Below are 26601 nucleotides of genomic sequence, written 5' to 3'. Positions count from 1 at the left end.
AGCTTGCTTATGCCCGGGCTGAGCTTGCTCATGGCTGGCTGAACTTGTTTCATGCCGCGCGGTTGAGTTCGGCGGTCTGTTCCTTCAGCGCCGCGATCAGGCCGGGACGGTCGAACTTGGCAACGTAATCGTGGAAGCCGGCCTGCCGGCCGCGCTCGATCGCCGCCGGCGACACCAGCGAGGACAGCGCGATGATCGGCATCGCACTTAAGTGCTGGTCGGCCCGGATAATTTCGGCGAACTCGAACCCGTTCATGTCGGGCATCTCGATGTCGGTCAGCACCACGTCGAAGACCTGGCCCGAGCGCAGCGCCGTCAGGCCCTCCTGCGCGTTCGGCGCCACCCGCACCTTGTAGCCGGCGGCTTTGAGCACCGGCGCCAGCATGTTGCGGAAGAACGCGCTGTCGTCGACCAAAAGCACCGATTGCGCGGACGCCGACGGCGCCATCTCCTTGCGCGTGAACCAGTCGGGGAACGCCATCGGCAGGAAGTGGCCGACGTCGATCACTTCGGTGGCCTGGCCCTTGATCACGGCGGAGCCGAGAATGCCGGCCAGCTGCTCGCCCGCGACCTCGATGTTGAGCTTCTCCTCGACGATGTCGACGATCTCGTCGACCACCAGCCCCATCGAGCGGCGGTCGTCGGCGAACACCAGGATCGGCTGCGAGCCTGTGGTCTGGACATTGACGCCGTTCATCTGCACCAGCGGCATCAGCTGGTCGCGATACTGCACCATGTAGCGGCCGTTGGAGAGCTCGATCTTGTCGGCGGCGATCTCCTCCAGACGCGTGACGAGGCCGAGCGGCACCGCCTTGGGCTGGGCGCTGCCGGCGCGGAACACCAAAAGCGAGGTCAGTTGATCGGCGGCGCTGGCGCGGGAAGCCGCGTTCTCGTCGGCGATTTCATGGCTGGCAGCACCCGAGGCGCCCAATGCCTTGGCGATGCCGTTGGGATCGATGATCATGATCACGGCGCCATCGCCCAGGATGGTGTTGCCGGAGAACATGTCGATGTGGCGCAGCTTGGTCGACATCGGCTTGACCACGATTTCCTCGGTGTGGAACACGCCGTCGACCACGATGCCGAAGGTCTGGCTGCCGACTTGGGTCACGACGATGAAGCCGTTCTCCGGATCGGAAGAGGAGCCGTCGTCGATCTTGAGCAGTTTCTTCAGGTGCATCAGCGGCAACAGCTTGTTGCGCAGCCGCAACACCGCGGTGTCCTTGATGCGCTCGATGCGGTGCTCGGAATTGGCCCGCGCCCGCACCAGTTCGACCACCGCCAGCTGCGGAATGGCAAAGCGGTCGCCGGCGGCTTCCACGATCAGCGCCGAGACGATGGCAAGCGTCAGCGGGATCTTGATGGTGACGCTGGAACCCTCGCCGGCCACCGACTTGATGTCGATGGTGCCGCCGATCTGGTCGATATTGGTGCGCACCACGTCCATGCCGACGCCGCGGCCGGACACCGAGGTGACCGCGGCCGCGGTCGAGAAGCCGGGCGCGAAGATGAACTTGTGGATCTGCGCTTCGGTCATCTTCTCGAGTTCAGCCTCGCTGACGAGACCGCTCGAGACCGCCTTGGCCTTGATCCGCTCGGTGTTGAGGCCGCGGCCGTTGTCGGCGATGCAGATGATGATGTGGCCGCCTTCATGATAGGCGGACAGCCGAATGGTGCCCTGCTCGGGCTTGCCGGCGGCCGCGCGCTCGGCCGGGGTCTCCAGGCCGTGGTCGGCGGAGTTGCGCACCATGTGGGTGAGCGGATCCTTGATCAGGTCGAGCACCTGGCGGTCGAGCTCGGTGTCGGCGCCGTGCATCTCCAGTTCGATCTGCTTGCCGAGTTCGCCCGAGAGGTCGCGCACGATGCGCGGCAGCTTCTGCCAGGCGTTGCCGATCGGCTGCATCCGCGTCTTCATGACGCCTTCCTGCAGTTCGGCGGTGACGTTGGAGAGCCGCTGCAGCGGCACCTTGAACTCGGTGTCCTCGTTGCGCCGCGAGATCTCCAAGAGCTGATTGCGGGTCAGCACCAGTTCCGACACCATGGTCATCAAATGTTCCAGCGTATCCACGTTGACGCGGATCGACTGGTTGGCGACCTTGTCGGCCTCGTGCACTTCGTCGGCGGCGGCCACCTTGCTGGCCGCGGGTTTTACGGCGGCGGCCGGCTTTGCCTCTTTCGCCACCGGCTTGGCTTCCCTGGCGGGCGCGGCCCGCGGCGCGGGCGCGGCGACAGCTGGCGCGACCGGCGCCGTGGGCGGCGATGCAACCTCGATCGCGGTTTCGCGGAACGCGCGCTCCAGTTCATCCAGCGACACTTCGCCGGGACGCAGCGGCCGCTCCAGCATCTGCGGTATCAAGGAGCCCGCCGCAACCGCAGGCTCAGCGGCAGCCGCAGGCGCCGCTTCGGCCGGCGAAGCCGACGCCGACGCGACCGGCGAAGCCGCGGACGCGATCGGCGGAGCCGACGCTGACATCGCTTCCATCCCGCGCTCCACCATCGCCTGTAATTCGTCGATCAGATCCTGATCGGAGCCGTCGGGCTCCGCCTCGGTCGCCTCGAGCCGGCCCAGGATGTCCTTGATGCGGTCGATCGTGGTCAGGATCAGCGTCACCGCCTGGCCCGTCACCGGCATTCCGTCGCGGAATTTGCCCATCAGGGTCTCGGCGGCATGCGCCAGCGCTTCCAGCCGCGGCAGTCCCAGGAAGCCGCAGGTGCCCTTGATGGTGTGGACCAGGCGAAAAATGTTATCGAGTATCTTGGCGTTGTTCGGTTCCTGCTCGAACCGCACCAGCTGATTGTCGACGGTATCCAGGCTCTCGCTGGTTTCCGTCAGAAACTCCCGCAACAGATCATCCATGAAACAGGCCTTCCAGGGCATTAGCGTTGCGGTCGACCGTCAACCATTCTTCGCGCCGGAGATCTGCTGCGTGCCAGCCTCGAGCCTGCCACATCCCATGGCCGGAAGTGACTGTGCCGCCGACACAACCAGCAACCAACGAGGTCGGGGAGGTCACCTGAAGTGGAGCAACGGATATCCCTCGTTACGAGCGATATCCCTCACGGTTGCTCATTCACGTTAATTTCGATGTCCGTGCTAATACGGACAAAAGCGACGGTTACCGCCGGGCCTGAACGCGGCGCGGCATGCGTCGGCGCCGGCCCTCGTCCGTCTTGGCGGATCGCCTTGAACGATCTGCAAAGGTGGCACATGGAACATGAACGGCAATCTTGAGCGGATGGCTACAGGTCGTGATGCCTCCGGCTATTCTCCGGCCTGGCCTGACCTCGCGGGCCAAGTCAGCCGCGGTCGAACCGGGCAACCCGAGGCCGGATATGGGCAAGCGGGATTTTCGCGGCGTCAGGCACCCGTGGACGGCCTGCTTTCGGTCTTTTCGAGGTTTCACTCGCCGTAATGCGCGGCAAGCGAGGCGCTATAAAACCCTGGAAACGCCTGGTCCGAGGGCGGCGGGATCTCTCCCGCCGCCTCGATTGTTGATCTCGCCGCCCGACTTAGCGGAGGAGTTGCAGCACGGCCTGCTGCGACTGGTTGGCCAGCGACAGCGCGGACACCGCGATCGACTGGCGGGTTGCCAGCGCCTGGCTGTTGGCCGCTTCCTCGTTGGTGTCGGCCAGGGTCAGGTTGGACGAACCGGTCTGCAGCACGTTGATCAGGTTCTTCGAGAAGTCCTGGCGGATCTGCACGATCGACAGGTTCGAACCGAGACCTGAGGCTTCCGACCGGAGCGAATTGTCGGCAGCGGTAAGGTTGGTAATGGCCCTGTTGGTGGCGGCGTTGTCGATGAAGTCGACGCCGCTGGTGAGGTTGGCGAGGCCAAGACCCGGCGCATCGAAGTTGACGCCGGTGATGCTCAGGGTCGACTTGCCGGTCTCGTTGAAGGTCAGCTTTAGCGTGTCGCCGCCGAGCAGGTTGATACCGTTGAACGAAGCATCCTGCGCCGTGGTGGTGATCTGAGCCAGGATGTTGTTGTACTGGGACAACAAATTGGAACGGACGGCCTGAGCCGCAACGTCCTCGACTGGCGTCGAAGGGGTCGACCAGGCCAACGCACCTGTGATGGTGCCGCCGAGCACGCCGCCCGCCGCCACCGACCCGAGGGTCGAGGAAGCAAAATCGTTGTTTACCGTGATCAGCAACTTGCCGGTCGCATCGACCGTCGCTTGCAGGTTATCGGCCTGCAACTGGGCGTTCAACTGGTCGAGCGTCTTGACCGTACCGCCGGTGCCGTCACCGAAGGTGACATTGACCGCCGCGCCGCCGTTGAAGGAGCTGAAGGTCAAGGTCTTGCCGTTAATGCCGCCGACTCCCGCGGCGCGGGCGGCGTTGAAGCTGCTGCTGTTACCGGTCGGACCGTTGAGACCGAGGGCGGACAGCGCGTTACCGATGCCACCGCTGATGCTGAGATCAGCCGCCGTACCGGTGCTGAGCTTCAGCGTGCCGTTTGCGCCCACTGACGACGGGGTGACGCCCGTCGCAGGGGAGAATGCCGCGACGCCAGCCGTGTTCGTTGCGGTCTGCACACCGGAAGCCAGATCGATCGCGTTCAGTGTGTCGGCAATCGTCGCGGTCTGCAGATAGACGATCGAGTTGCCGTTGCCGTCGGTCTGGACGGCGCCGCTGATGCCGGAACCGGTCGGTACCTGCGCTGGCAACGGCACGTGCGCGTTGGTGAAGGTGATAGTGTGGCCATTCACGTTCAGGGTCGAGCCGTCCTGGATCAGGTTGGCGGTGGTTGTCGACGCCGTCGTACGCGGCTTGCCGACCGTGACGTTGCCGGAACCGCTCGATGTGGTCAGACCCAGCTCGTTCAGCAAATCGGCCTTGCCGGTGATGCTGAGATCGGCGCCGGTCGACGAGTTGAGCGTCAGAACGCCGGTGCCGGCGTTGATGGCGCTGGTCGAGCCGGTGATCACCGCGGCGCCCGCGGTGTTCACGGCCTTGGCAACGCCACTGGCGAGATCGACCGCCTTGAGCACATCGTTCAGGGTCGCCAACGGAGCGGCTTTCGTGCCGAGGTAAACCTCGGAATTCCCAGACCCGTCGGTGACGATATTGCCGGAGACACCGGAGCCGCTGGCAACGGAGCCGGGAGCCGGAGCCGTGCCCGCCTTGAAGGTGACGGTCTTGCCGTTGACGACCAGGACGTCACCGTCCGTGGGCTGGGCATTGCCCAGAAGCGCGGTGGCCGCGGTACCGGTCGAGTCGACCAGGGTCAGCGCGCCCGAAAGTTTGGCCGTTCCGTCGCCCGCCAGTGAAGCGGTGCCGACCAGCGAAGCGGCAACGCCGCCGAGCAAGGTCCCACCCGTGATCGGGGAAGCGCCACCGGCGGTACCGTTGGCGAGGACGTTGCTGAGCGCTGTCGCGCTTGTGTAGGTCGTCGTGCCACGCAGATCGGCTGGAGTAGCGCCGGGGATGGTTGCCGAGACGTTCGACTTGCTGGAGTAGCCGACGGTTGTCTGCAGCGCCTGGTTGGCGATCGATTTCGCGGTGTCGACCAGCTTCTGCAGCGAGGTGATGCCGGTGTTGGCCGCCTGCAGGATCTGTACGCCGTTGCCGATGCCGTCGAGCAGGTTGCTGATGTCGCTGGCGCGGTTGTCGAGGCCCTGCGCCGTGAAATAGTTGGTGGGATTGTCGAGAGCGGTATTCACCTTCTTGCCTGTCGAAAGGCGATTCTGCGTGGTGGCGAGAAGATCGGCGGTCGACTGAAGAGAGAGCAGGTTCTGACGAACCGATGCTGAGAGAACGATGCCGGACATTCGGGTACCTTTCTGGATTGAACCGTTTGTACGCAATACTTTTTGGGTTGGGTTTTACGCTACGCGATACCTTTCACTTTGAACCGATAGACGCTGCGGGATGCCGTTCGCAGCTCACACGCCGAACGCCGGCGTCAGGCGCTCATCAAGAGGCCTTCCTCGACCTTCATCAGCTTTCGGAGTTCCTTGAGGGCCTTGTAGAGGGCGCCGCCCGAGACATGAGCGTTGACGCCGTCGATCACATCGCGCGAGCCGGGAAGAGCTTCGCGCAGCTCCTTGACGAAGCCGAGATACGCATTCCGATATCTCGGAATGTCGTTCTTCAGGTACATCATCTGGACGCAGAAATAGAGCCGCTTGACCGGCGTGTTGGCGGTCTCGGCGGTCACGGTGTCCTTTTCGCGAAGGATCGGCGCCTCGCCGTCGATCAGGAACGAGGTGCGGGTGCCGGAATTGATAATGACGGTTTCGCCAATGACGATCCGCTCAAACGGCTTCAGCTCGACTCGCAGCGGCATCGTCGTCTCCTTTTCTAGGGTACGCGGGCAAAACCACCCTCGACATTTTCGGAGCATCGCTTGCGTGAATACGCGGCAGGCGAGGCGCCATAAAACCCGGGGAACGCTTAGGTCGAAAGCGGCGGGGTTTCCCCCGCCGCCGTTGTTTGTCTTGCAGCCGAACTCAGCGGAGCAGCTGGAGCACGCTCTGCTGCGACTGGTTGGCCAGCGACAGCGCGGACACCGCGATCGACTGGCGGGTCGACAGCGCCTGGCTGTTGGCCGCTTCCGCGTTGGTGTCGGCCAGCGTCAGGTCGGACGAGCCGGTCTGCAGCACGTTGATCAGGTTCTTCGAGAAGTCCTGGCGGATCTGCACGATCGACAGGTTCGAACCGAGAGCCGAAGCTTCCGACCGCAGCGACGTGCTGGCAGCGGACAAGCTCGCGACGACCTTGTTGGTGGCGGCGTTGTCGATAAAGTCGACGCCGCTGGTGAGGTTGGCGAGGCCAAGACCCGCCGCATTGAAGTTGACGCCGGTGATGCCCAGGGTCGACTTGCCGGTCTCGTTGAAGGTCAGCTTCAGCGTATCGCCGCCCAACAGGTTGACACCGTTGAACGAAGCATCCTGGGACGTGGTGGTGATCTGGGCCAGGATGTTGTTGTACTGGGTAACCAGGTTGCTGCGGACGGCCTGGGCCGAGGGATCGGCAACCGGCGCCGAAGCGGTCGAGAAGGTCAGCGCGCTGGTGATGGTGCCGCCGATCGCGCCGCCCGCTGTCACCGACCCGAGGGTCGAGGAAGCGAAATCGTTGTTCGCCGAGATCGACAGTTTGCCGGTCGAGTCGAGCGTCGCGGTCAGGTTGTTGGCCTGCAACTGGGCGTTCAACTGGTCGAGCGTCTTGACCGTACCGCCGGTGCCGTCGCCGAAGGTGACATTGACCGCCGTGCCGGCGTTGAAGGAGGAGAAGGTCAAGGTCTTGCCGTTGATGCCGCCGACTCCGGCAGCACGGGCAGCGTTGAAGCTGCTGCTGTTGTTGGTGGGACCGTTGAGACCAAGGGCGGCCAGCGCATTGCCGGTGCCACCGCTGATGCTGAGATCAGTCACCGTACCGGTGCTGAGCTTCAGCGTGCCGTTCGCATTCACCGACGACGGGGTAACGCCCGTCGCGGTCGAGAATGCCGCAACGCCGGCCGAGTTGGTTGCGGTCTGCACACCGGAAGCCAGATCGATCGCGTTCAGCGTGTCGGCAATGGTCGCGGTCTGCAGATAGACGATCGAGTTGCCGTTGCCGTCGGTCTGGACGGCGTTGAGGATGCCCGAACCGGTCGGAACCTGCGCCGCCGCCGGCACGTGCGCGTTGGAGAAGGTGATGGTGTGGCCATCCACGTTCAGGGTCGAGCCGTCCTGGATCAGGTTGGCGGTGGTTGTCGCAGCGGTGGTACGCGCTGCGCCTACGGTTACGTTGCCGGAACCGACCGACGTGGTCAGAGCGAGGCCCTTTAACAGATCGGCCTTGCCGGTGATGCTGAGGTCGGCGCCCGTCGTGGTAGCCAGGGTGAGCACGCCGCCGGCGGAGATCGCTGCGGTCGAGCCGGTGATGGTTGCTGCGCCTGCGACGTTCACGGTCTTGGCGACGCCGCTGGCGAGATCGATAGCCTTCAGCACGTCACCGACGGTTGCCAAGGGCGCAGCCGTGGTGCCGAGGTAAATGCTGGAGTTGCCGCTGCCGTCGGTGACGATATTGCCGCTGACGCCGGAGCCGGTGGGAACTCCGCCCGCGGCCGGAGCAGTGCCAGCGTGGAAGGTGATGGTCTTGCCATTGACGATCAGGACGTCACCGTCTGATGGTGCCGAATTGGCCGCGATGGTGGTGGCGCTCGGAGCACCGAGCAGGGTGAGGCCAGCAGCCAGCTTGGCCGCAGTTCCGGCGCCGTCGACGCCCGCAGTACCAACCAGGGATCCCGCAATGCCGCCAAGCGTAATCGCTGACGTGACCGGGGAAGCGCCGCCGGCGGTGCCGTTGGCAACGACGTTGCTGATCGCCGATGCGCTTGTGTATGTCGTCGTGCCGCGCAGGTCGGATGAGGTCGCGCCGGCGATCGTCGTGGAGACGTTGGACTTGGTGGAGTAGCCGACCGTGGTCTGCAGCGCCTGGTTGGCGAGCGACTTCGCGGTGTCGACCAGCGACTGCAGCGAGGTGATGCCGGTATTGGCGGCCTGCAGAACCTGCACGCCGTTGCCGATGCCATCGAGCAGGTTGCTGATGTCGCTGGCGCGGTTATCGAGACCCTGCGCCGTGAAATAGTTGGTGGGATTGTCGAGAGCCGAGTTCACCTTCTTGCCCGTCGAGAGACGGTTCTGAGTGGTGGCGAGAAGATCGGCGGTCGACTGGAGCGAGAGCAGGTTCTGGCGAACCGACGCAGAGAGAACGATACTGGACATTTGGATACCCTTCTGGATGAACACTGTTGACGCGACGCCGCACGTTTCAGGCAGCGACGTATCACCCTGTTCTGTCGGTGCTACCTGTTCGTTAAATTGGCGGTCAGTAGTAATACCTAGAAATGAGCGCGCACGAGATCGGCGCGACGCCTTCCGCGCATCGACGCGATTGCGCGCGCATCGATGAAATCGCCGCGATCAAGCGCGGCAACGCCGCTTCAAGCAGCGCGCAAACGCGTTGAGTTCATCTTGGAATTCGCTTGTTTCAGGCCTCGAGCGCGACGCGGATCATCCTGGCCAGATCGGCTTTGCGATATGGCTTGGCGAGCAGCAGCACGCCGGGATCGAGATAGCCATCGTGAATCATGGCGTCCTCCGAACAGCCGGAGGTGTACAACACCTTCAGCGAAGGCCTGCGGCTCATCGCTTCGACGGCGAGTTGCCGGCCGTTGATCGAGCCGGCCATCATCACGTCGGTAAGCAGCAGATCTATTTTCTCATTCGTATCGATAATCGCAAACGTGGCGACTTGTCTGCCTTGCACCGCCTCGCACTCGGTTGAAGCACGCCTGTCGCGCTTGCTGTTGTGCGCATGCGATCTATCCCGCGGCGAAACATTGCCGCTGACGCAGGAATCCCTGGCGCAACTGATCGGCGTGCAACGCAACGCGATTTCCCTTGTCGCCCACGCGCTGCAGCAGGCTGGAATTATCAGATACAGCCGGGGTTACATCGACATCGCGAACGCGGAAGGTCTGAGAGAGACGGCCTGCGAATGCTACGGTGTTGTCAAAGCAGACCATCGTCGGCTCACACCATCGTCGGCTCACACCATCGTCGGCTGTTGAACGCGCCGCAGCGACGACCCATTCCTTCGCGGCGGGCGGTGACGTGAGCGCAGTTCCAGGAAACAGGCGCAGGAAAATGCGCCCATATGCCATTTGTTCTTGCCAACTTTGCGTGCAAGGCCCATCCTCTACGTCGAGTACCGTGCATAAGCGTGACGGTATCAGGGACCGCCGGACCGGTTATGTTCGCGTGAGGAAGGAGGCTCTTTTGGATTCGGCTCCTCGTTCACCTAACGGATTTTTGTCGGCGCTCAACGCTGATGATTTCGAATTGATCCGTCCGCATCTGCGAACCGTGGAGTTGGTTCAGGAAACCGTGCTGGTCGAAGTGGGTGAATCGCTCAAGCGCGCGTTCCTGCCGCACAAGGGCGTGATCTCCCTCGTCGTGAAGCTTGCAAAGGGAGAACACGTTCAGATCGCCATGATCGGCCGCGACAGCGTGTTCGGCTCATTTTCCGCTCTCGGCGATGCGACTGCGCTGAACAGCGCGGTGGTGATGGTGCCAGGCGTCGCCTCGACGCTCGACCTCGATCGCCTCCGCGCCGCAGCCGATCAAAGCCCAACGTTTCGGGCGGCGCTGGTTCGCCACGGGCTGGCGGTCTATGCGCAGATCCAGCAGACCGCCGGCTGCAACGCCTCGCACACGGTGGAATCCCGACTGGCGCGATGTCTGTTGCAGGCCCACGATCTGTCCGGCGGCGCCAAGCTCATCCTTACCCAGGAAGCGATGGCGCAGATGATCGGCGCACGGCGCAACAGCGTTTCGCTGGTGGCCAACACGCTGCAGCAGGCCAATTTCATCCATTACAGCCGGGGGCACATCGAGATCCTCAACCTCGAAGGTCTCGGCAAAACCTCTTGCGAATGCTACGCGACGGTAAAGGCGCAGTATAACAGGCTGCTTCGGCCTCGTTGCCTGTCGTGAGCCATCGCCACCTCCGGTCGGCAGATCGTTCTGGCCAGCCGCACCCGTATAATTACGGGCTCTCGCGGCGCTGTCGGTGGATTTATTCCGTTCAGAATTAACGCACTCTTCAATGACCGCTGCTAGTTGTCACGATACTGACGAGCGCGAGTTCGAAAAAAGCGTCGAAAATTCTTCGTATGCCGCGATCTCCCGCCCGTGCCAGGCAAGTTGCGAACCGCGCGGAGTAGAGTCATGGCCTTTGATTTGTCGATGCCGATCCTGGTGGTCGATGACTACAACACCATGATCCGGATCATCCGCAATCTGCTCAAGCAGATCGGGTTCGAGAACGTTGACGATGCCAGCGACGGTTCGGCCGCACTCGCCAAGATGCAGGGCAAGAAGTACGGCCTGGTGATCTCCGACTGGAACATGGAGCCGATGACCGGCTACGATTTGCTCAGGGAAGTCCGCGCCAGCCCCGAGCTCTCGCAAACCCCCTTCATCATGATAACGGCGGAATCGAAGACCGAAAACGTCATCGCCGCGAAGAAGGCCGGTGTCAGCAACTACATCGTCAAGCCGTTCAATGCCGCGACCCTGAAAACCAAAATGGAAGCGGTGTTCCCGGGCTCCGCCGCCTAACAATCGCAGATACAAGCCGCCAACGGCTCGCGCTCGCGAGTATCGCGCGCTGCTTGACGAACTGGACAGGGCCTATTCATCGGCCGCGGCACTGGAGCTGCAGCGCTGAAGAACCTGCAACACCGAGCCTGCGCGGCAAGATTGCGGCCGTACTTCTACGGCGTCGCATTTTCATACATGGCTAATAACAAACCGCGACAATCGCGCGAGCGGGAGGGAGGCTTCATGTTTACGTTTGAAACGGCTGACCAGAAAGAAGTCCGGCGCCTCCGCATTGCGCAATTCAACGGCAGAATCGCGACGGTAAGGTCGGGCGGGTCGACGGTCACCGGCCACGTTCGCGCCGTGCTCGAGAGCAAGACAAGCATCCCGCAACGCTGGACCGTTACGATCATCCCGAGCCCGCCCAAACCGGACGTCTCGCGCTCCACCGCGCCCCGCGTGCATTCATTCGTGGAAGATCTCTACTGAGCCGGCGCGCGCTCTGCGCGCGCCCCGCGTCGGCCTCATCGCCGACAACAAATCGCAATCCAGAAAATTCAGGACAGGCAAGCGATCCGGCCTGGCGCACGCATCAGCCGCGCCGCGCGATGGCAACGCCGTCGCGTTTTCGGACGAAACATGCGCGCCCGCGCCCGATGCGGCTCGGATACCGCTGCGCGTGAAGAACGCGGCAGAAAGGGATTTGGCGCTCTGGCTCTGACTCAATCAGAGCCGATGCCGCCTAGCCGGCCGGGTGCAGCAGTGCCAGGCGGACGAGGTCGGCGGTGTTTCGCGCGCCGAGCTTTCGCATCGCTTCGGCGCGGTGGCTTTCGAAGGTCCGCGGACTGATATTCATCCGCAGTGCACCCTGCTTGTTGGAATAGCCCTCGCTGATCAGGCTCAGCACTTCGCGCTCGCGCTTGGTCAGCGGCTTCTGGCCGGCGCTTGATGCGAACATCACGCCGGCACCTTCCTTGCCGCGGCCGGCTCGCTTCTCCCACCCGGTCTTGCGGCCGGACTCGGCGGCCGGTTCCTCGTGCGTGTCGGCCATCTGCTTGATCATGGCGCAGACCCGCTCGGTCTGCTGCAGGGCGTTCTCGACCACCTGCTGCAGGTAGACCCGATTACCCGCAGCTTGCGAAAGCTGCTGGCTGTGCTGCTTGATCTCGCCCATGTAGAGCAAGAGCGCAGTCATTGGTCCGTTGAGCTGCCGGGCGATCGCGGCGCCTGCCTCATCCATCGCCCGCGTGCGTGCGGCGGACAACCGGACCGTTTCCAGATCGTCGTCGGGAGGCGCGCTGCTTTCGATCCACGTCGAGAAAGGCGAATCAGCGATTCGGTTTTCTTGATGTCCCATACGAATTGTTTAACGAGCCTGTGCTCTTCGAGGGTTAATTTTCTACTCAGTAAGAATACGGACTTTTTGGAGAATCTGGAATGCCGGGCTGTCGCGACGCCCGCAGAAAATCCCGCCGATACATACGAAAAGCGCCGTGATTCCACGGCTTGTGACAAAAACATCGGTAGTTCTACGGATAGTAGAAGTGCTTTCGGCGTTAAACCGCGGTGCCCGTAGTTTCACGGGGCCCGCGTTTATTTCTTAATCTGGCACAAACTGTTTTTGTGTTTCCATATCCTATTGGCGCGTCTCCAGGCGGAGGGTGCGCCGTAGCTGATCGAAAATCGCAGACAGATCGCGGTTGCAATGGAGCTGGCGGATCGGATTCAGGAGTTTCTGCAGCGGCTGACGCCGCTAACGCGGAACTGTCTTCTGACGGAACTCGAGCGGCTGGAGGCCAGCGAAGGCGAAATGCCCGGCACCGGCGAAGTACTCGCCAAGTTGCGCGCGGAGTTCCGCAAGGATGGCTCGACGCAAAATCGAATCAGCATGCCGTCGCGCTATTTCTTTGCACCGCTGGAACCGATGCTCGTCAACGGCGCCCCGGAGCATGCCAATTCCGGCCTGATACAGCGCGGCTCACTGGCCGCGATCTGGGAATGGATCAGCCGGGATCTGTTGCGGACCATGGCCAGCGACTACACCAAGAAGATCGACGAGTTGATCCTTGCCAACAACCAGAAGCAGGCGGTGCAGGTCGCCGCCACGTTCCAGGTCAAGGTCGCCAAATCTCTCGAGAACATGCTGGGCTCGCCGGATGGCGCCGAGCAGACCCGCAAGAAGCTCGCGACCTATACGGCATCGCGCTCGGCCTATGACGACCTGACCAAAACGCAGGCCGTACTGCGCGAGCGGGATGCGCTGGCAAAATTCAACGCGACGCTGCCGGCGGCCATCCAGAAGTTCGACGACGCGCAGGTCGTCAAGATAACGGCATTGCTCGATGCGTTCAGGAAAAACCACGCCGACGTTGTTCCCTTTGCGCTCGCGATGATCGCCAAACGGCTCAAGAATCACTGGCAACTCGTCCGCCTTGCCACCAAGGCAGCGGCCACCAAGAACGCCACGGACGTCGCCGCCACGCCCTATGCTATCGCGGTCTCGATGGTGCTGGACCGTCTGGAAGACAGCCGGGCGACGTTGCGGGTTGCGCTCAGGAACAACCGGGTGCTCGTCGCCAAGGAAATCCTGACCGAGATCTACGACACCGAATACGCGTTGCAGGTCCGCATCGACCAGCTCGACCAATGCGACTGGGGAGTCCGCCTCGAAACCCTGATGGCGTCCATTGCTGCCCTGGTCGAGGCGGAGGTGGCGCGGTTTCCCGACAATGTCGGCCATGTCCTGGGATCGCGCCGCTTGCGCAGCCATGATTCCCTCGCCGGACGCCTGACTTACCTGGCCTATAAGGGTCGCGACGCCGTGAGCGGCGGCGGCGCCTTCTTGAAGAAGCTGACAGGGGCGGCCTGAGAAATCGCGCGTTTGGAAAGCCGACTTTCCCGTGGCATGCTGCGCGCGCTGCCTTTCGCTTAAGGCGGCTAATCCTGCCTCATGCGTCGCGTGTTCAGGAACTTGTCCAGAAATCGTCCCGAGACGACGAACCTGAACCACCAATAAGCCAGCCGCCGCGTGTTCATTTCCCCGTCCTTGATGTGGAAGTGGCCCGGCCGCGATCATGAATAGCGCCGAACCAGACCGCCGGCTGTGAGATATTTCACATTTGCGGGTTTGAACGGCGCGGACAGGAACCTGGCTCTCCGGTCGGGAGTTTGCGATGATCGTCGCCCGCAAGTCGCGGCGGACGCCCGACACATCGAAAGGAAGATGGCCATGGGCCGCTGCAAGGGATCACTGGTGGCGATGGCGGCGCTGGCCGCCATTTTGGCGCTCGGCCCGGACGCCACGGCGCAGACCGCGGCGGCGCCGACCGAGAACGCGGCGCCGACGGCCGACAACGCCGTGATGCTGACGATATTCTTCAAGCACGACCAGTCGCGCCCGTTGAGCGAACTCAACGCGCAGCTCGAAAGACAAGGCTTCTACAAAGCCTTCCCGCCGGCCGGCGTCGAAGTGGTTTCCTGGTATGTGATGATGGGAATCGGACAGGTCGTCACGCTGCGGCTGCCGGCGTCCCGTCTGCGCGAGGTCAACCGCATCCTGGAGAGTACCGCCTGGGGCAGCTACCGCACCGAATTCTATCCGACCTACGATTACAAGGCCGTCGGCATCGCCGCGCATGAGAAGGCCCAATAGCCCTTTGTGAGATCGCCGGACGCTGCGATGCCAGATGTATCCGGCCACGTGATATGCGTATCGTGCGCGATGGTCTTCCACTCGCCGTCGCCTTGACGCTGCCGAACGCTGCCATCTCCGCAGTTACCGGCGTAGGGTGCGTCGCTTGTCGCCGGCTCTAGACGTCGGAAACACCTTTTCTCCGAGCTCGACCGCACTTTGCGCGATGGCGCCGCCGGCGGCGGCGGCGGCTGATCCGGTCGCGACGCTATTTGCGCCGCAACAAATCCGCTGGCTGATTTTTTCAACCTCTCTATGGAAGTTGTATTCTGTTATTGTCGTATATTAAGGTTGCATTGCTTACCCATACTTTTGTCAATCGGAAGAGGCCTTTCAACTTCATCGTGGAGAAAAATCATATGTTGGGATCGGACGTTCTGGATGTCGGCATCGGGATGAGCCTTCTGTTTTTGATGATGAGTCTGATAGCCACCGCGGTTCGCGAAGCAATCGAGGGGGTCATTAAAAGTCGGTCGAAAGAACTCGAAAACGGTCTCAGGGAAATGCTCGATGACAGCACGAAGGGCAATTACGCCGGACTCGTCGGCCAAATCTACAAGCACCCCCTGATCAACTCGCTGTATCGGAACACGCTGGACAAAGCCAAGAACGGCGACCTTCCGTCCTACATCCCGTCGCGGACATTTGTTTCGGCGTTTCTCGACATCGTATTGAGAAGCGCGCCGCCGGCAGCGGGCGCCGCCGCGCAGGCCAATGCCGTTGCGCCGCTGCAGGATGCCCGCGCCAGCCTGACGATAGATGGTCTGAAGTCGTGCGCCGGCAATCTGCCGCCGCAGATCAAATACATCGTGCTCGGGGCAATCGACGATGCGCAGGGCGACATCAACGCCGTCAGGAAGAACCTCGAAGGCTGGTTCGATGCCACCATGGATCGCGTCTCCGGCTGGTATCGGCGGCGCACCCAGTTGATCCTCTTTTTGATCGGCATCGCAGCCGCCGCTGTCCTCAACGTGGATTCGATCACGATAGCTCAGCGGCTGACCAACGACAAAACGCTCCGGGACGGCATCGTCGCGACAGCGCAGCAGCAAGGCACAGCTCCGGCCGCCGATACGACCAGGTCATATGACGACCTGTCAGCCGAGTTGGGAAAAATCGGATTCCCCATCGGTTGGGCGAACACACAAGATGGATGGTTGCTCCCGCAACCGCAAATGTGCTCCGAAGAGAAGAACTGTAAATTCGCGACGGGCGCGCTGCTCAAGGCCGTCATCGGCTGGTTCGTGACCGCGTTCGCCGTCATGCTCGGTGCGCCCTTCTGGTTCGACGTTCTGAACCGATTCATGGTTGTCCGATCCACCGTCAAGCCAAGCGAAAAAAGCCAGAGCGAGGCATCAAAGGATGCGGCATCAAGCCCGATTACGCTCTTGATGCAGCCGGCACCGGGCGCTCCGGCCAACGCGCCGCCGGTCAAGCCCGCATGAGCGACCTCACCGAGGCCTGAACCGGCTTTGGCCTCCGGGCCGGATCGGGTGCCAACCTCGCCCATGAAAAAGCCCGCCGGTGCAACCGGCGGGCTTGATCTTGTCTACTCAGGGAAACGCTGCTGATCCGAGATCCCGGTACGTCCGCGGTAATCCCGGTTCAGACGGCGTCACATGGCGCGAAGGTTTTCCGCGCTGGTCTTGCCACGCTGGCTGTCGACCTTGGCTTCGAACGAAAGCTTCTGGCCTTCGTTGAGCGAGCTCATGCCGGCGCGCTCGACGGCGCTGATATGCACGAATACGTCGGTGCCGCCGCCATCGGGCGCGATGAAGCCGAAGCCCTTGGTCGCGTTGAACCACTTAACTGTTCCGGTAGCCATTTTACTTCTCCAAGATGCGCAAATGCGCGGGTGCCACCCGCACGAACCTTCGCGCGGGCTTGATCCGATTTCAGCGATGTCTTGGGGAGTAGAGCCGGTTCGGCGCGATCAACAAGCAAATCGATTGTTCGAATGGGCGGCGTATACGCTGCCGCGCCGGAGATAGCAAGCTAAACCGTCCAACATGACGAAATGCTCATAATATGATGAATGACAGCAGGTCAGCCCAGCCGGCTGATCTGCTCCTCGGTCACCACGCGCTCGACATTCTCGGTCTTGCTCTTGATGCGGTAGCGCGGGCGGCCGTCCGCCTCGATCGGCAGGCAGCTGACGATGGTATAGATACTGCGCTCCTTGACGTCGGCGCGGCCTTGCGGCCCCTGCTGCTGGTGATGGACGTCGTCGTTGATCGCGAAATTATGGGCCATGGCGGGTGTTCCCGTGAAGACGGGCTTTTAGGCGTAACCGCTTCAGAAAGCAACAAATCTCGCGGATCGGCGCGTGCAATTCCGGGTTCCTTCGAAGCGGCGCTCAACGACCTCTTGCCGCCCGGGTTGCCGTCATTGCCGGCCGCGATATGGTGCCGCGTCAGTTTGGAATGCCGCCGGAAACCCCCGCATGACCGCACCGCTCGATCCCGTCATTGCCCAGATCATTCCGCTGTTGCCGCTGCGCGATCCCGAGACCATGACCCCGCAAAGCGCGCGCGATTCGCTGCGCGCGCTGGCCGCGGCGCGGGCCGCGGTTCCGCCACCGCCGGTGGCGAGCGTGCGGGACACGGAAGTGACAGGTGCTGCGTCGCCGCTGGCCGCACGGATCTATCGCGTCTCGGAAGTGAAATCGCCGACGGTGGTGTTTTTCCACGGCGGCGGCTGGGTTGCCGGCGATCTCGAAACCCACGACCGGCAGGCACGTCTGCTTGCGATCGAAACCGGCGCCGTCGTCGTCTCCGTCGACTACCGGCGTCCGCCGGAGACGCGCCTTCCCGGCGCGTTCGAGGATAGTTTTGCCGCCTTGTGCGACGTTTCCGCGCGCATCGCCGAGTTCGGCGGAGACGGCGCGCGCCTCGGTGTCGCCGGCGACAGCGCCGGCGGCAATCTGGCAGCGGCGGTCGCGATCGGCTGTCGCGACAGCGGCATCAGTCTCGCCGCGCAATTGCTGGTCTATCCCGTCACCGATGTCGCCGGAAGCTACGCGAACCCGACCGAAAATGCGCGCTTCCCCTCGCGCGCGGAAAATGCGCAAGGCTATTTCCTGTCGCGCGCGGTGATGGAGTGGTTCGCCGGCCATTATCTTGCGGACGCCGGGCATGGCGAGGACTGGCGCGTTTCACCCTTGCGCGCAAAAAACCTGGCGGGGCTCGCGCCGGCAGTGGTCTGCACGGCGTGGTTCGATCCCCTGCGCGATGAAGGCAAAGCCTATGCCGAAGCGCTCGCCGCCGCCGATGTCGCGACCCGGTACCATCATGGCGCCGGCCTGATCCACGGCTATTTCGGCCTCGGCGATGTGTCCGAAACCGCCCGGTTCGAAGCGCAGCGCGCCCGCGCGGATTTCAAGGCGATGCTCGATCGCGGCGCGTAATTCGCAAGGACGTCTTTCCAGCAGGACATGCGTCCGATTGGTGCGGCGCACTGCTGCCCTTCCAAAGTGGGAGAGATTTCGCGGCGGAATGAATTGAAGCCCGATCGAAAAGCCCGCATACTCGCCGCAACAAAAAGCAAGATTCAGGTGAGGATCGCATGTTCCCCATTCGGAGGCGCAACTTCATTCTCGGCAGTTCGGCGTTTCTTGTGCTCGGCGGCAACAACGCCCTGGCACAATCCGCAGCCGCCATGACCCCTCACGAGAAGGAACTTTACGAGGCCGCCAAGAAGGAAGGCGGCGAACTGACCTGGTACACCGCGCAATCCGACGACATCACCGCCCAAGTGCTCGGCCGCAGCTTCGAGCAGCTCTATCCGGGCCTCAAGGTCAACGTGCTGCGCACCACCGCCCAGGTCGCCTATCAGCGCGTCACCCAGGAGATCAGGGCCAGCGCCATCCAGTGCGACGTCCTCAGTTCGACCGATCTCGGCCACTCCGTCGCATTGAAGGCCGGGGGCGCCTTCGAAAAATTCGTTCCCGAGAACTCGAGCAAGGTGCTCGACGTCTACAAGAACTACGATCCGGACGGTTATTATTTCGTCACCTCGGCCGGCATGATCGGCATCGGCTACAATACGTCCAAGGTGAAGGAAGCAGATGCTCCCCAAAACTGGACCGACCTGCTCGATCCCAAGTGGAACAACAACATTGCGCTCGGTCATCCCGGCTTCAGCGGTTATGTCGGCACCTGGGCGCTGACACTGCGCAATCAATACGGCTGGGATTTCTTCGAGAAGCTCGCGAAGAACAATCCACGGGTCGGCCGCTCGATCAACGATACCGTCACCATGCTGAACGCCGGCGAAAGCGCCATTGCCGGGTCCGGGCCGGTCGGCACGCTGATGGAGAGCGTGCAGAAGGGCAACCCGCTTGCCATGATCTATCCGACCGAGGGCACCGTGCTGATCATCGCGCCCTCCAGCATCATGAAGGGCAGCAAGCATCCCAACGCCGCGCGCCTGTTCATGGAATTTCTGCTGAGTGAAGGCGCCTCGAGGATCTGGGTCGAGCACTTCAACGAAACCATCCGGCCGGAAGTCTCGGCGCCCGCGGGCGCGAAATCGGCCAGGGATGTGAAGATCATCCGGCCGACGGTCGAGCAGATCACCAAGGGCATTCCGGAAGTCATCAAGCAGTGGCGCGAAACCTTCGGCGTCTAGTCACGGCAGGGTAAACAACGTGACCGACAACTCGCTCGACCTCCGCGCCGTACAATTTTCCGGCCTTGCTTCGAGAATAAGGCGTCTCGACGCCAGCATGTTGCTGTGGCTGGTGCTGATTGCCGTGCTCGGCTTCCTGATCCTTAATCCGGTCCTGCGATTGATCGTCTCCAGCCTGCAGGAAACCGACACCGGCCGCTTTACGCTGGCGAACTACCGCACCGCCTACGGCAGTATCCGGCATCTGCAATCGCTGCTGAACTCGCTGGAACTCGGCGTCGGCGTCGCGCTGCTGGCCACCTGCTTTGGCGTTCCGATCGCCTGGGCGATTTCCCGCACCGACATGCCGGCCAAGGCATTCGTCCGGCTGATGGTGTTCGCCGCCTTCGTGACGCCGCCCTATCTCGGCGCCATCGGCTGGATCCTGCTGGCGGGACCGAATTCCGGCTGGCTGAACAAGGTCTGGATGGCGCTGACCGGCGCCACCCACGGCGTCTTCAATATTTATTCCATGACCGGCCTGATCCTGGTGATCGCCGTGACCTCATTTCCCTACACTTTTGTCTTTACCAGCTCGGCGCTCGACCTGGTGTCGTCGGAGATGGAGGATGCGGCCAACATCCTCGGCGCCCGCACGCTGCGGACCACGCTGCGCATCACCCTGCCGCTGGTGACGCCCGCGATCATCGGCGGCATCATCATCAGCTTTCTCGAAGCCGTCGCATTGTTTGGCGCACCCGCGCTGATCGCGCTGCCGGCGCGTTTCAACGTGGTGTCGACGCAGCTCTGGCAATTCTTCGAATATCCGGTTCGCGTCGAGGAGGCGGCTGCCTATTCGATGCCGCTGCTCGCTATCACCGTGCTGATGTTCTGGCTGCAACGCCGGATCCTGGGACGCCGGGGTTATACTTCCGTCACCGGCAAGGGCGGCGAGCGGCGGATGATCGCGCTTGGGCCGTGGCGCTGGGTCATGCTCGGCTATGCGCTCATCGTCTGCGCGCTTTCGGTGTTCCTGCCGATGCTTGTGCTGCTGCAGGCCGCGTTCGCCAAGGCCTGGGGCCGCGGCTTCAGCCTCGACAATCTGACCCTGCACAATTTCTATTATCTTCTGGTCGAGCAGACCCAGGCCAAGCGAACGATCCTCAACACCTTCGTCTATTCGGGCGTGACCGCCTTTGCCGCGATCAGCCTGTCGCTGGCGATCGCCTATGTGGTCAACCGGAAGCTCGTGCCGTTCGGCAACGTGCTGGCGTTCCTTTGCGTCGCGCCGTTCGTGGTTCCCGGCATCGTGCTGGCGATCGGCTTCTATGCCGCCTACGCCCCGCCGCCGCTGGCGCTCTACGGCACCGCGACCATCCTGATCCTGGGTTTCACCACCCGCTTTCTGCCCATCGCCTACACCTCGAGCGCAGCGGGGCTGCGCAGCATCAACCCGGAAATGGAAGAGGCGGTGCGGATTCTCGGCGGCAGCCGTCTTCTGGCGATTCGCAAAGTGCTGATTCCACTCCTGAAGAAAAGTCTCGCCGGCGCCTGGATCCTGGTTTTCATTCCGGCGACGCGGGAATTATCCTCGGCGATCTTCCTGGTCGGGCCGAACACGCGGGTGATCTCGGTGATGCTGTTCGACCTGTCGGAAGAAGGCAATTTCGAGGTGCTGTCGGCGCTCGGCGTCATCCTGCTGGTCGTGACGGTAGCGATCGCCGCGATCGGTTCCAGGATGATTGGACGCGATTTCATGCTGCGGAGGAATAGTTGAGCAGGCTCAGACTGACCGGCGTCAGCAAGCGCTACAGCAATTTTATTGCCGTCGACAGTATCGATCTGGAACTGCAGTCCGGCGAATTCGTCTCGCTGCTCGGGCCTTCCGGCTGCGGCAAGACCACGACTTTGCGGATGATCGCGGGCTTCGTCGATCCCACGCTCGGCACCATCGAGATGGACGGCCAGATTCTCTCCTCGCCCGCCGGCTCGGTTCCGCCGGACCGGCGCCAGATGTCGATGATCTTCCAGAGCTACGCGATCTGGCCGAACATGACGGTCGAGCAGAACGTCGCCTTCGGCCTGGAGCTGCGCAAGATCGCCAAGGCCGAGATCAAGCGCCGGGTCGGCGAGATGCTGGAAGTCGTGCACATGAATCACCTCGCCGACCGCTATCCCGCCGAGCTCTCAGGCGGCCAGCAGCAGCGGGTGGCGCTGGCCCGCGCGATCGTGATCCGGCCTTCGGTGCTGCTGCTCGACGAACCGCTATCCAATCTGGACGCGACCTTGCGGGAGGAGATGCGGTTTGAAATCCGGCGCTTGCATGACGAATTTCACGTCACCACCGTCTACGTCACCCACGACCAGGCCGAGGCGATGGTGACTTCGGATCGGATCGCGGTCATGAACCATGGTCGCATCGAGCAGGTCGACCACCCCCGCGCGCTCTATAACCAGCCGAAGACGCGCTTCGTGGCGGGCTTCATCGGGCGCACCAATTTCATCGAGGGTGTTACCGAGGACAATCAGATTTCGTTCGACGGCTTTGCGCTGCCGCGCGCCGCCTTCGAGCACGATATGCCCCCGGCGGGCAGGGCGGTTTTTTCGGTGCGGCCGCACAGCATGCGGCTGTCGGATATTCCGCCGGCCGCCGGTTCAGCCTCCGTCGATGTCGTCGTCGTGGAGCGCGCGTTCCTCGGCGAGCACTGGGACTATGTGGTGCGGCCGCGCCAGGGGACCTCGCCGCTGCGGGTCATGGCCTCGCCGATGGACGACATCCCGATCGGCGCCAGCGCCTGGCTGGAGTTCGAACCGCGGCAGATGGCATTGATCGCGTGAGCCCGCTTGATCCCCGATAAAATCAACAGGAGAAAATCCGATGTCCTTCACTCCCGCCTCGCAGGCGCTCGCCCGTTTCAAGGTGCTCGATCTGACGCGCGTGCGCGCGGGTCCGACCGCCGCGCGGCAATTGGCCGACTGGGGCGCCGATGTCATCAAGATCGAGCTTCCGAAGGGGCTGGACGAGAGCGACATGGGCGGGCCCCGGCACGGACCCGATTTCCAGAACCTGCATCGCAACAAGCGCAGCCTCACGCTCAACCTGAAGGAACCCGATGGCGTCGCCATCTTCAAAAAGATGGTAGAGAGCGCCGATGTCGTGATCGAGAACTACCGGCCGGACGTGAAATTCCGTCTCGGAATCGATTACGAGACGATTCGCGCGATCAACAGGCGCATCGTCTACGGCTCGATTTCCGGCTTCGGCGAGGACGGTCCCTACCGCGAACGGCCCGGCTTCGACCAGATCGCGCAAGGCATGGGCGGACTGATGTCGATCACGGGTCTTCCCGGCCAGGGCCCGGTGCGTGTCGGAATTCCCGTCGCCGATCTTGGCGCCGGCATTTTCTGTGCGATGGGAATCCTGGTCGCGCTGCTGGAACGCGAGGTTTCCGGCGAGGGTCAATGGGTGCAGTCGTCGCTGCTCGGCGCGCAGATCTCGCTCCTGGATTTCCAGGCGGCGCGCTGGCTGATCGCCAGGGACGTACCGGGCCAGGCCGGCAACGACCACCCGACCAGTATTCCGACCGGCGTGTTTCCCACCCGCGACGGCCATATCAACATCGCTGCCGCCGGCAAGCATATCTTCACGCGCTTCTGCCAGACGCTCGGGCTTTCGCGTCTGCTCGAAGACCCCCGCTTTGCCGAGGATTCGGCGCGTTCCAGGAACCGGGCCGCGATCAACCAGATTATCTCCGAAGTGACAAAGCAGCAGTCGAGCAGCGAGCTGATCGCGAAGCTGAACAAGGCCGGCGTGCCCTGCGGCCCGATCAATCGCATGGACCAGGTTTTTGCCGACCCGCAAGTCCGGCATCTCGGCATGGCCGCGCCGGTGCACCACGGTGCGCTCGGCGACATCGCGGTCGTCAACCAGGCCGTCAAGCTGAGCCGGACGCCGAGCCACATCGCCCATCCGACGCCCGACAAGGGCGAGCACACCGATGAAATTCTGAGGGCGTATGGCTACGACGACAAGTCGATCGCCGAATTCCGAACCCGAAAGATAGTTTGAAGGCGCCGTCATTGCGAGCGCGAGCGAAGCAACCATGAGGCGGCAAACCAAGTGTGGTCTGCTTTGCGGAGCGCGTCATCGGGCGGCGCTCTGCGCCGACCCGTTGGCTCGCAATGCCAAGTTGATTATTTGAATCGGTCCCAGCAGGAGAATCCCATGAAGACGAGCACGGAACGAATGATTGCAAGGAAAGACGGCCCGATCGGCTGGATGCAATTCAACAACCCCGCGCGCCACAATGCCGTATCGATGGAGATGTGGAAGGCGGTCCCGGAAATCATGGCCGAATTCGAAAAGGACGATCAGATCAGGGTGGTGGTTCTGAGCGGCGCCGGCGGCAAGGCGTTCATATCGGGCGCGGATATTTCCGAGTACGGGGAAAAGCGTTCATCGCCCGAAACCGTGCTGGAATACAACCGCATTGCGGGTCTGGCCAATGCCGCCATCATCGGGTTTCCCAAGCCGACGATTGCGATGATCCAGGGCTATTGTATCGGCGGCGGCCTCGGCGTGGCGCTGTGTTGCGATCTTCGGCTGGCCGCGCAGAATTCCCGCTTCGCGGTCCCCGCCGCCAAGCTCGGTCTCGGCTACGCCTATGAGGGCATCAAGCGTCTCGTCGACGTCGTCGGCCCTTCCTTTGCCAAGGAGATCTTTTATACTGCGCGACAATTCGACTCGACGGAAGCCCTGCAAATGGGGCTGGTTAATCGCGTGGTCCCGGCCGCCGGCATCGAGACCTATGTGCGCGACTATGCCGGCACGATCGGGGGCAACGCGCCGCTGACCATCAATTCGGTCAAGCTCAGCGTGAATGAAGCGACCAAGGATCCCGAGAAACGAAACCTTGCCGCGGCGCAAGCGGCCGTCGATGCCTGCTTTGCGTCCGCCGACTATATCGAGGGCCGCACCGCGTTTATGGAGAAACGCAAGCCGGCATTTCGGGCGCGTTGATAATAGCGCGCGCCATCATCGAGAGATGCCGGCATTGCTCGACGGACAAGGCCGACGTGATAGGTACGCCGATGGCGCGGTGAACGGGTCTCCCGAGACTGGACGGCACCGAATGAAGCGCCCAGCAATAGCCGGACGCTTCCTCTCATTGCGCTCGCGCTATCCGATCCCGGCGTCAGAAGGGATAATAACGCAACGAGGACATGACGACGTTGTCGCTTGTCGAGACGGGACCAGGCACGCCGTCGAAAGACTTGCGCCTGATATATTGGTATTGAAATCCCGTTGCCACTCGGCCGTAGTCACCTTTGTAGAGGTTCTGCCAGAAACCCACCGTCGCCATATCTACTTCCTTGTTCACAGCGGCGCAGTTGGACGTACCACCCGTGAACGACGCTCCCGTCACAATCCCGCAGCCGGCATTGCTCAAGGTCGTAACGCCAAATCCGGTGGGACCTGCAGCTGAACTGAAGACATTCCCGTTGGCCCTTTCCGTGCCGGCGTAGGCATAGATATCAAGTCCCGCCGCAGGGTGACCAACCGCACCGACCATGGCATGCCAGGCCGTGATCGGTGACAGGGTGCCATCCGATGCCACGACGACGTCAGACAATTGGGCGGCGCCATAGCGGCCGATGCCTCGGCCATAAAGGACCGACCCCTGCAGATCCAACAGCTTCGGAACGACAGGCAACAACACCGAACCGCCGACACCCTCTCCAACCGTCACGTGCGAATTCGCTGTTCCGACGTTCGCGGTGGTAAAGGGGCAAACGCCGTTGGCAGGCACAAGTGCCGGGTTGCAAGTAAAGACGCCATCGGTGAAGAAGCGAGCCAGCCCGAACAGCTCGTAATGACCCCATCCCGGGTCGAACACGGCCTTTCCAATGATGTCCGGCGCCGTTTCCGTGTTGAAGTTGTTGGCGAAGCCGCCGCTGCCCAGGAAGCTGCTGCCGGCGTTCGCCCAGTTCACGATCAAACCATTCAACGAGCCGCCATTGGCGATGGCGCCGGAACTTGCATACACCTGTGAGGCCGGGTTCTCGATCGAGACGCCCAGTGAGACCGTCGGCCCAAAATCCTTCACCGCCCGAATTTGCCAGTTTCGCGTATAGTCGAAGCCGGCGATATAGTTCGCGTCGATCGTCAGCGGAATATTTTCTTTACGCGGGGTGATGCCGACCGTGTTCTGGGTCAGCAGGCTCCAGGACTGGCCCGCCAGAAGATGGAAGCCCCAATCGCTGTTGTCATAGGTGAGGTAGCCTTGCCGCAGCCGAGGTGCCCAACTGTTGCTCTCGTTATAGTTCGATGTGACGCCGACTCCCAGAAAATCCATTTCGTAATAGCCGGCGAGCTTTTGCACGGGATCAAGGGCGCCCTCAACGAGCAACGAAATCCGGCTTTGCCTCGCGGTGCCGCGGAACTCGGGTTCCTTGTATTGCGGCGAGAACGGATACGGAATCGAAGCGAAGGGCGTTCCGATATCTGACACGGTATTATGCTGTCGATAGACCGCTTCAGCCGCCAGAAAGCCGCCCCATGTCATTTTCACACCGCCCGGCATGGCAATCGGCGCCTTGAAGGGCAGCTGCGGTCCACCGGTTTGGGCCTGGGCAGCCGGCGCTTGAGCCGCCTGAGCCGACGCCTCGCGCTGCGCTTTCTTTGTTTCGCTCACCTGCTTCTGCAGGCTTTGCAATTGGCTTTGCAGCGCATCGATTTGGCGTTGCAATCGCGCGGACTGAGCGTCGTCGGCTACCGCATAGGCCGGCACGAGCGTCGCGCCGGCGAACGCCGCCAGCAACACCGCGTGAAGTCTGTTCTTGATAGTCATCGCAAGTCCCCTGTGTATTCGAGCACCCGAACCAGCCGGGCGCCCGTAAAGACATGCGATAATCCTTGAGGAACTTACGTAACGATTACACGTCGTTGCTGTGACAGCCTTCCAGAGAGCCCGTCGGTGTTGTTCTTTCGCGACAGCTTTTTGCAGGGGAGCGCCAGCTCTCCAAGATCAGCAAGGGGAAGCGTACTCCGTCGAAAGATCGGCACGCGGCGGGAACTCGTATTTTGATCGACCGCGGCAGGTCTTTCAAAACGACCCGAAATTTTTCCAAAATCGCACGAACACTCCGAGCGCAATTCCATCACACCGGGCGTGCGCCGGGAAAACCGGCTGAAATTCGGCCGC

The 26601-nt window shown here is 62.4% G+C and carries 21 protein-coding genes and 1 pseudogene; 13 read left to right on the top strand and 9 right to left on the bottom strand.

Going from position 1 to position 26601, the window contains the following annotated elements; all coding sequences use genetic code 11:
• Positions 1 to 49 precede the first annotated feature (49 nt).
• The 5 genes and pseudogenes from B5525_RS11475 to B5525_RS46185 all read right to left on the bottom strand — a co-directional run.
• The gene (locus B5525_RS11475) at positions 50 to 2857 is read right to left on the bottom strand and encodes a hybrid sensor histidine kinase/response regulator (RefSeq protein ID WP_079573226.1); all 2808 of its coding nucleotides are present in this window, start codon (positions 2855 to 2857) and stop codon (positions 50 to 52) included.
• 653 nt (positions 2858 to 3510) lie between these two features.
• Complete coding sequence (locus tag B5525_RS11470) at positions 3511 to 5775, bottom strand: DUF1522 domain-containing protein (protein WP_079566109.1); 2265 nt, start codon at positions 5773 to 5775, stop codon at positions 3511 to 3513.
• Between the two features lie 134 nt (positions 5776 to 5909).
• Positions 5910 to 6293, bottom strand: a complete 384-nt coding sequence (flbT, locus tag B5525_RS11465; RefSeq protein WP_079566108.1) for a flagellar biosynthesis repressor FlbT — start codon at positions 6291 to 6293, stop codon at positions 5910 to 5912.
• A gap of 163 nt (positions 6294 to 6456) precedes the next feature.
• Positions 6457 to 8715 carry a DUF1522 domain-containing protein gene (locus B5525_RS11460; RefSeq protein WP_079566107.1) on the bottom strand — a complete coding sequence of 753 codons (2259 nt, stop codon included), beginning with the start codon at positions 8713 to 8715 and terminating at the stop codon, positions 6457 to 6459.
• 265 nt (positions 8716 to 8980) lie between these two features.
• Positions 8981 to 9232, bottom strand: a pseudogene (locus B5525_RS46185) (hybrid sensor histidine kinase/response regulator); the annotation flags it as partial.
• 100 nt (positions 9233 to 9332) lie between these two features.
• On the opposite strand from B5525_RS46185, the gene B5525_RS11450 reads away from it, so the two are divergent.
• From B5525_RS11450 to B5525_RS11435, 4 genes are all read left to right on the top strand, one after another.
• Positions 9333 to 9563: a helix-turn-helix domain-containing protein gene (locus B5525_RS11450; protein ID WP_425305264.1), complete on the top strand. Its 231-nt coding sequence runs from the start codon at positions 9333 to 9335 to the stop codon at positions 9561 to 9563.
• A gap of 208 nt (positions 9564 to 9771) precedes the next feature.
• Positions 9772 to 10488, top strand: a complete 717-nt coding sequence (locus tag B5525_RS11445) for a Crp/Fnr family transcriptional regulator (protein WP_079566106.1) — start codon at positions 9772 to 9774, stop codon at positions 10486 to 10488.
• 234 nt (positions 10489 to 10722) lie between these two features.
• A complete protein-coding gene (locus tag B5525_RS11440) occupies positions 10723 to 11115 on the top strand; it encodes a response regulator (RefSeq protein ID WP_079566105.1) in 393 nt (130 codons plus the stop codon).
• Between the two features lie 225 nt (positions 11116 to 11340).
• Entirely contained in the window at positions 11341 to 11586 is a 246-nt protein-coding gene (locus tag B5525_RS11435) for a hypothetical protein (protein WP_079566104.1), read from the top strand.
• 253 nt (positions 11587 to 11839) lie between these two features.
• Here the strand turns inward: B5525_RS11435 and B5525_RS11430 are convergent, their stop codons facing one another.
• Complete coding sequence (locus tag B5525_RS11430) at positions 11840 to 12454, bottom strand: response regulator transcription factor (RefSeq protein ID WP_079566103.1); 615 nt, start codon at positions 12452 to 12454, stop codon at positions 11840 to 11842.
• A gap of 348 nt (positions 12455 to 12802) precedes the next feature.
• Between B5525_RS11430 and B5525_RS11425 the strand changes: the two genes are divergently transcribed.
• The 3 genes from B5525_RS11425 (at position 12803) to B5525_RS11415 (ending at position 16233) form a co-directional block, all read left to right on the top strand.
• Positions 12803 to 13966, top strand: a complete 1164-nt coding sequence (locus tag B5525_RS11425; RefSeq protein ID WP_079566102.1) for a hypothetical protein — start codon at positions 12803 to 12805, stop codon at positions 13964 to 13966.
• Between the two features lie 360 nt (positions 13967 to 14326).
• On the top strand, positions 14327 to 14749 hold the full coding sequence (locus B5525_RS11420; protein ID WP_425305263.1) for a hypothetical protein: 423 nt from the start codon (positions 14327 to 14329) through the stop codon (positions 14747 to 14749).
• A gap of 398 nt (positions 14750 to 15147) precedes the next feature.
• Positions 15148 to 16233, top strand: coding sequence for a hypothetical protein (locus B5525_RS11415; protein ID WP_079566100.1), 1086 nt, complete (start codon positions 15148 to 15150; stop codon positions 16231 to 16233).
• 170 nt (positions 16234 to 16403) lie between these two features.
• Here B5525_RS11415 and B5525_RS11410 read toward each other — a convergent pair whose 3' ends face one another.
• Complete coding sequence (locus tag B5525_RS11410; protein WP_079566099.1) at positions 16404 to 16613, bottom strand: cold-shock protein; 210 nt, start codon at positions 16611 to 16613, stop codon at positions 16404 to 16406.
• A 221-nt stretch (positions 16614 to 16834) separates the two neighbouring features.
• On the bottom strand, positions 16835 to 17041 hold the full coding sequence (locus B5525_RS11405; protein ID WP_079566098.1) for a hypothetical protein: 207 nt from the start codon (positions 17039 to 17041) through the stop codon (positions 16835 to 16837).
• Positions 17042 to 17231: 190 nt separating this feature from the next.
• Here B5525_RS11405 and B5525_RS11400 point away from each other — a divergent pair, with 190 nt between their 5' ends.
• The 6 genes from B5525_RS11400 (at position 17232) to B5525_RS11375 (ending at position 24416) form a co-directional block, all read left to right on the top strand.
• Positions 17232 to 18194 (top strand): alpha/beta hydrolase, encoded by a 963-nt coding sequence (locus B5525_RS11400; RefSeq protein WP_079566097.1) that lies wholly within the window; start codon positions 17232 to 17234, stop codon positions 18192 to 18194.
• 158 nt (positions 18195 to 18352) lie between these two features.
• Positions 18353 to 19417 (top strand): ABC transporter substrate-binding protein, encoded by a 1065-nt coding sequence (locus B5525_RS11395; protein ID WP_079566096.1) that lies wholly within the window; start codon positions 18353 to 18355, stop codon positions 19415 to 19417.
• Between the two features lie 19 nt (positions 19418 to 19436).
• Positions 19437 to 21173 carry an ABC transporter permease gene (locus B5525_RS11390; protein WP_197687912.1) on the top strand — a complete coding sequence of 579 codons (1737 nt, stop codon included), beginning with the start codon at positions 19437 to 19439 and terminating at the stop codon, positions 21171 to 21173.
• The gene (locus B5525_RS11385) at positions 21170 to 22234 is read left to right on the top strand and encodes an ABC transporter ATP-binding protein (protein WP_079566094.1); all 1065 of its coding nucleotides are present in this window, start codon (positions 21170 to 21172) and stop codon (positions 22232 to 22234) included. The genes B5525_RS11390 and B5525_RS11385 overlap by 4 nt, the downstream gene beginning before the upstream one ends.
• A 40-nt stretch (positions 22235 to 22274) precedes the next feature.
• Positions 22275 to 23465 carry a CaiB/BaiF CoA transferase family protein gene (locus tag B5525_RS11380; protein ID WP_079566093.1) on the top strand — a complete coding sequence of 397 codons (1191 nt, stop codon included), beginning with the start codon at positions 22275 to 22277 and terminating at the stop codon, positions 23463 to 23465.
• Positions 23466 to 23621: 156 nt separating this feature from the next.
• Positions 23622 to 24416 (top strand): enoyl-CoA hydratase, encoded by a 795-nt coding sequence (locus tag B5525_RS11375; protein ID WP_079566092.1) that lies wholly within the window; start codon positions 23622 to 23624, stop codon positions 24414 to 24416.
• A 175-nt stretch (positions 24417 to 24591) separates the two neighbouring features.
• Here the strand turns inward: B5525_RS11375 and B5525_RS11370 are convergent, their stop codons facing one another.
• Positions 24592 to 26247 (bottom strand): hypothetical protein, encoded by a 1656-nt coding sequence (locus B5525_RS11370; RefSeq protein WP_079566091.1) that lies wholly within the window; start codon positions 26245 to 26247, stop codon positions 24592 to 24594.
• Positions 26248 to 26601 lie beyond the last annotated feature (354 nt).

The organism is Bradyrhizobium erythrophlei (assembly GCF_900129505.1).
GTDB classification, from domain to species: Bacteria; Pseudomonadota; Alphaproteobacteria; order Rhizobiales; family Xanthobacteraceae; genus Bradyrhizobium; species Bradyrhizobium erythrophlei_D.
Note: the sequence above shows the minus strand (reverse complement) of the source record. Positions and strands in the feature narration are given on the sequence as shown.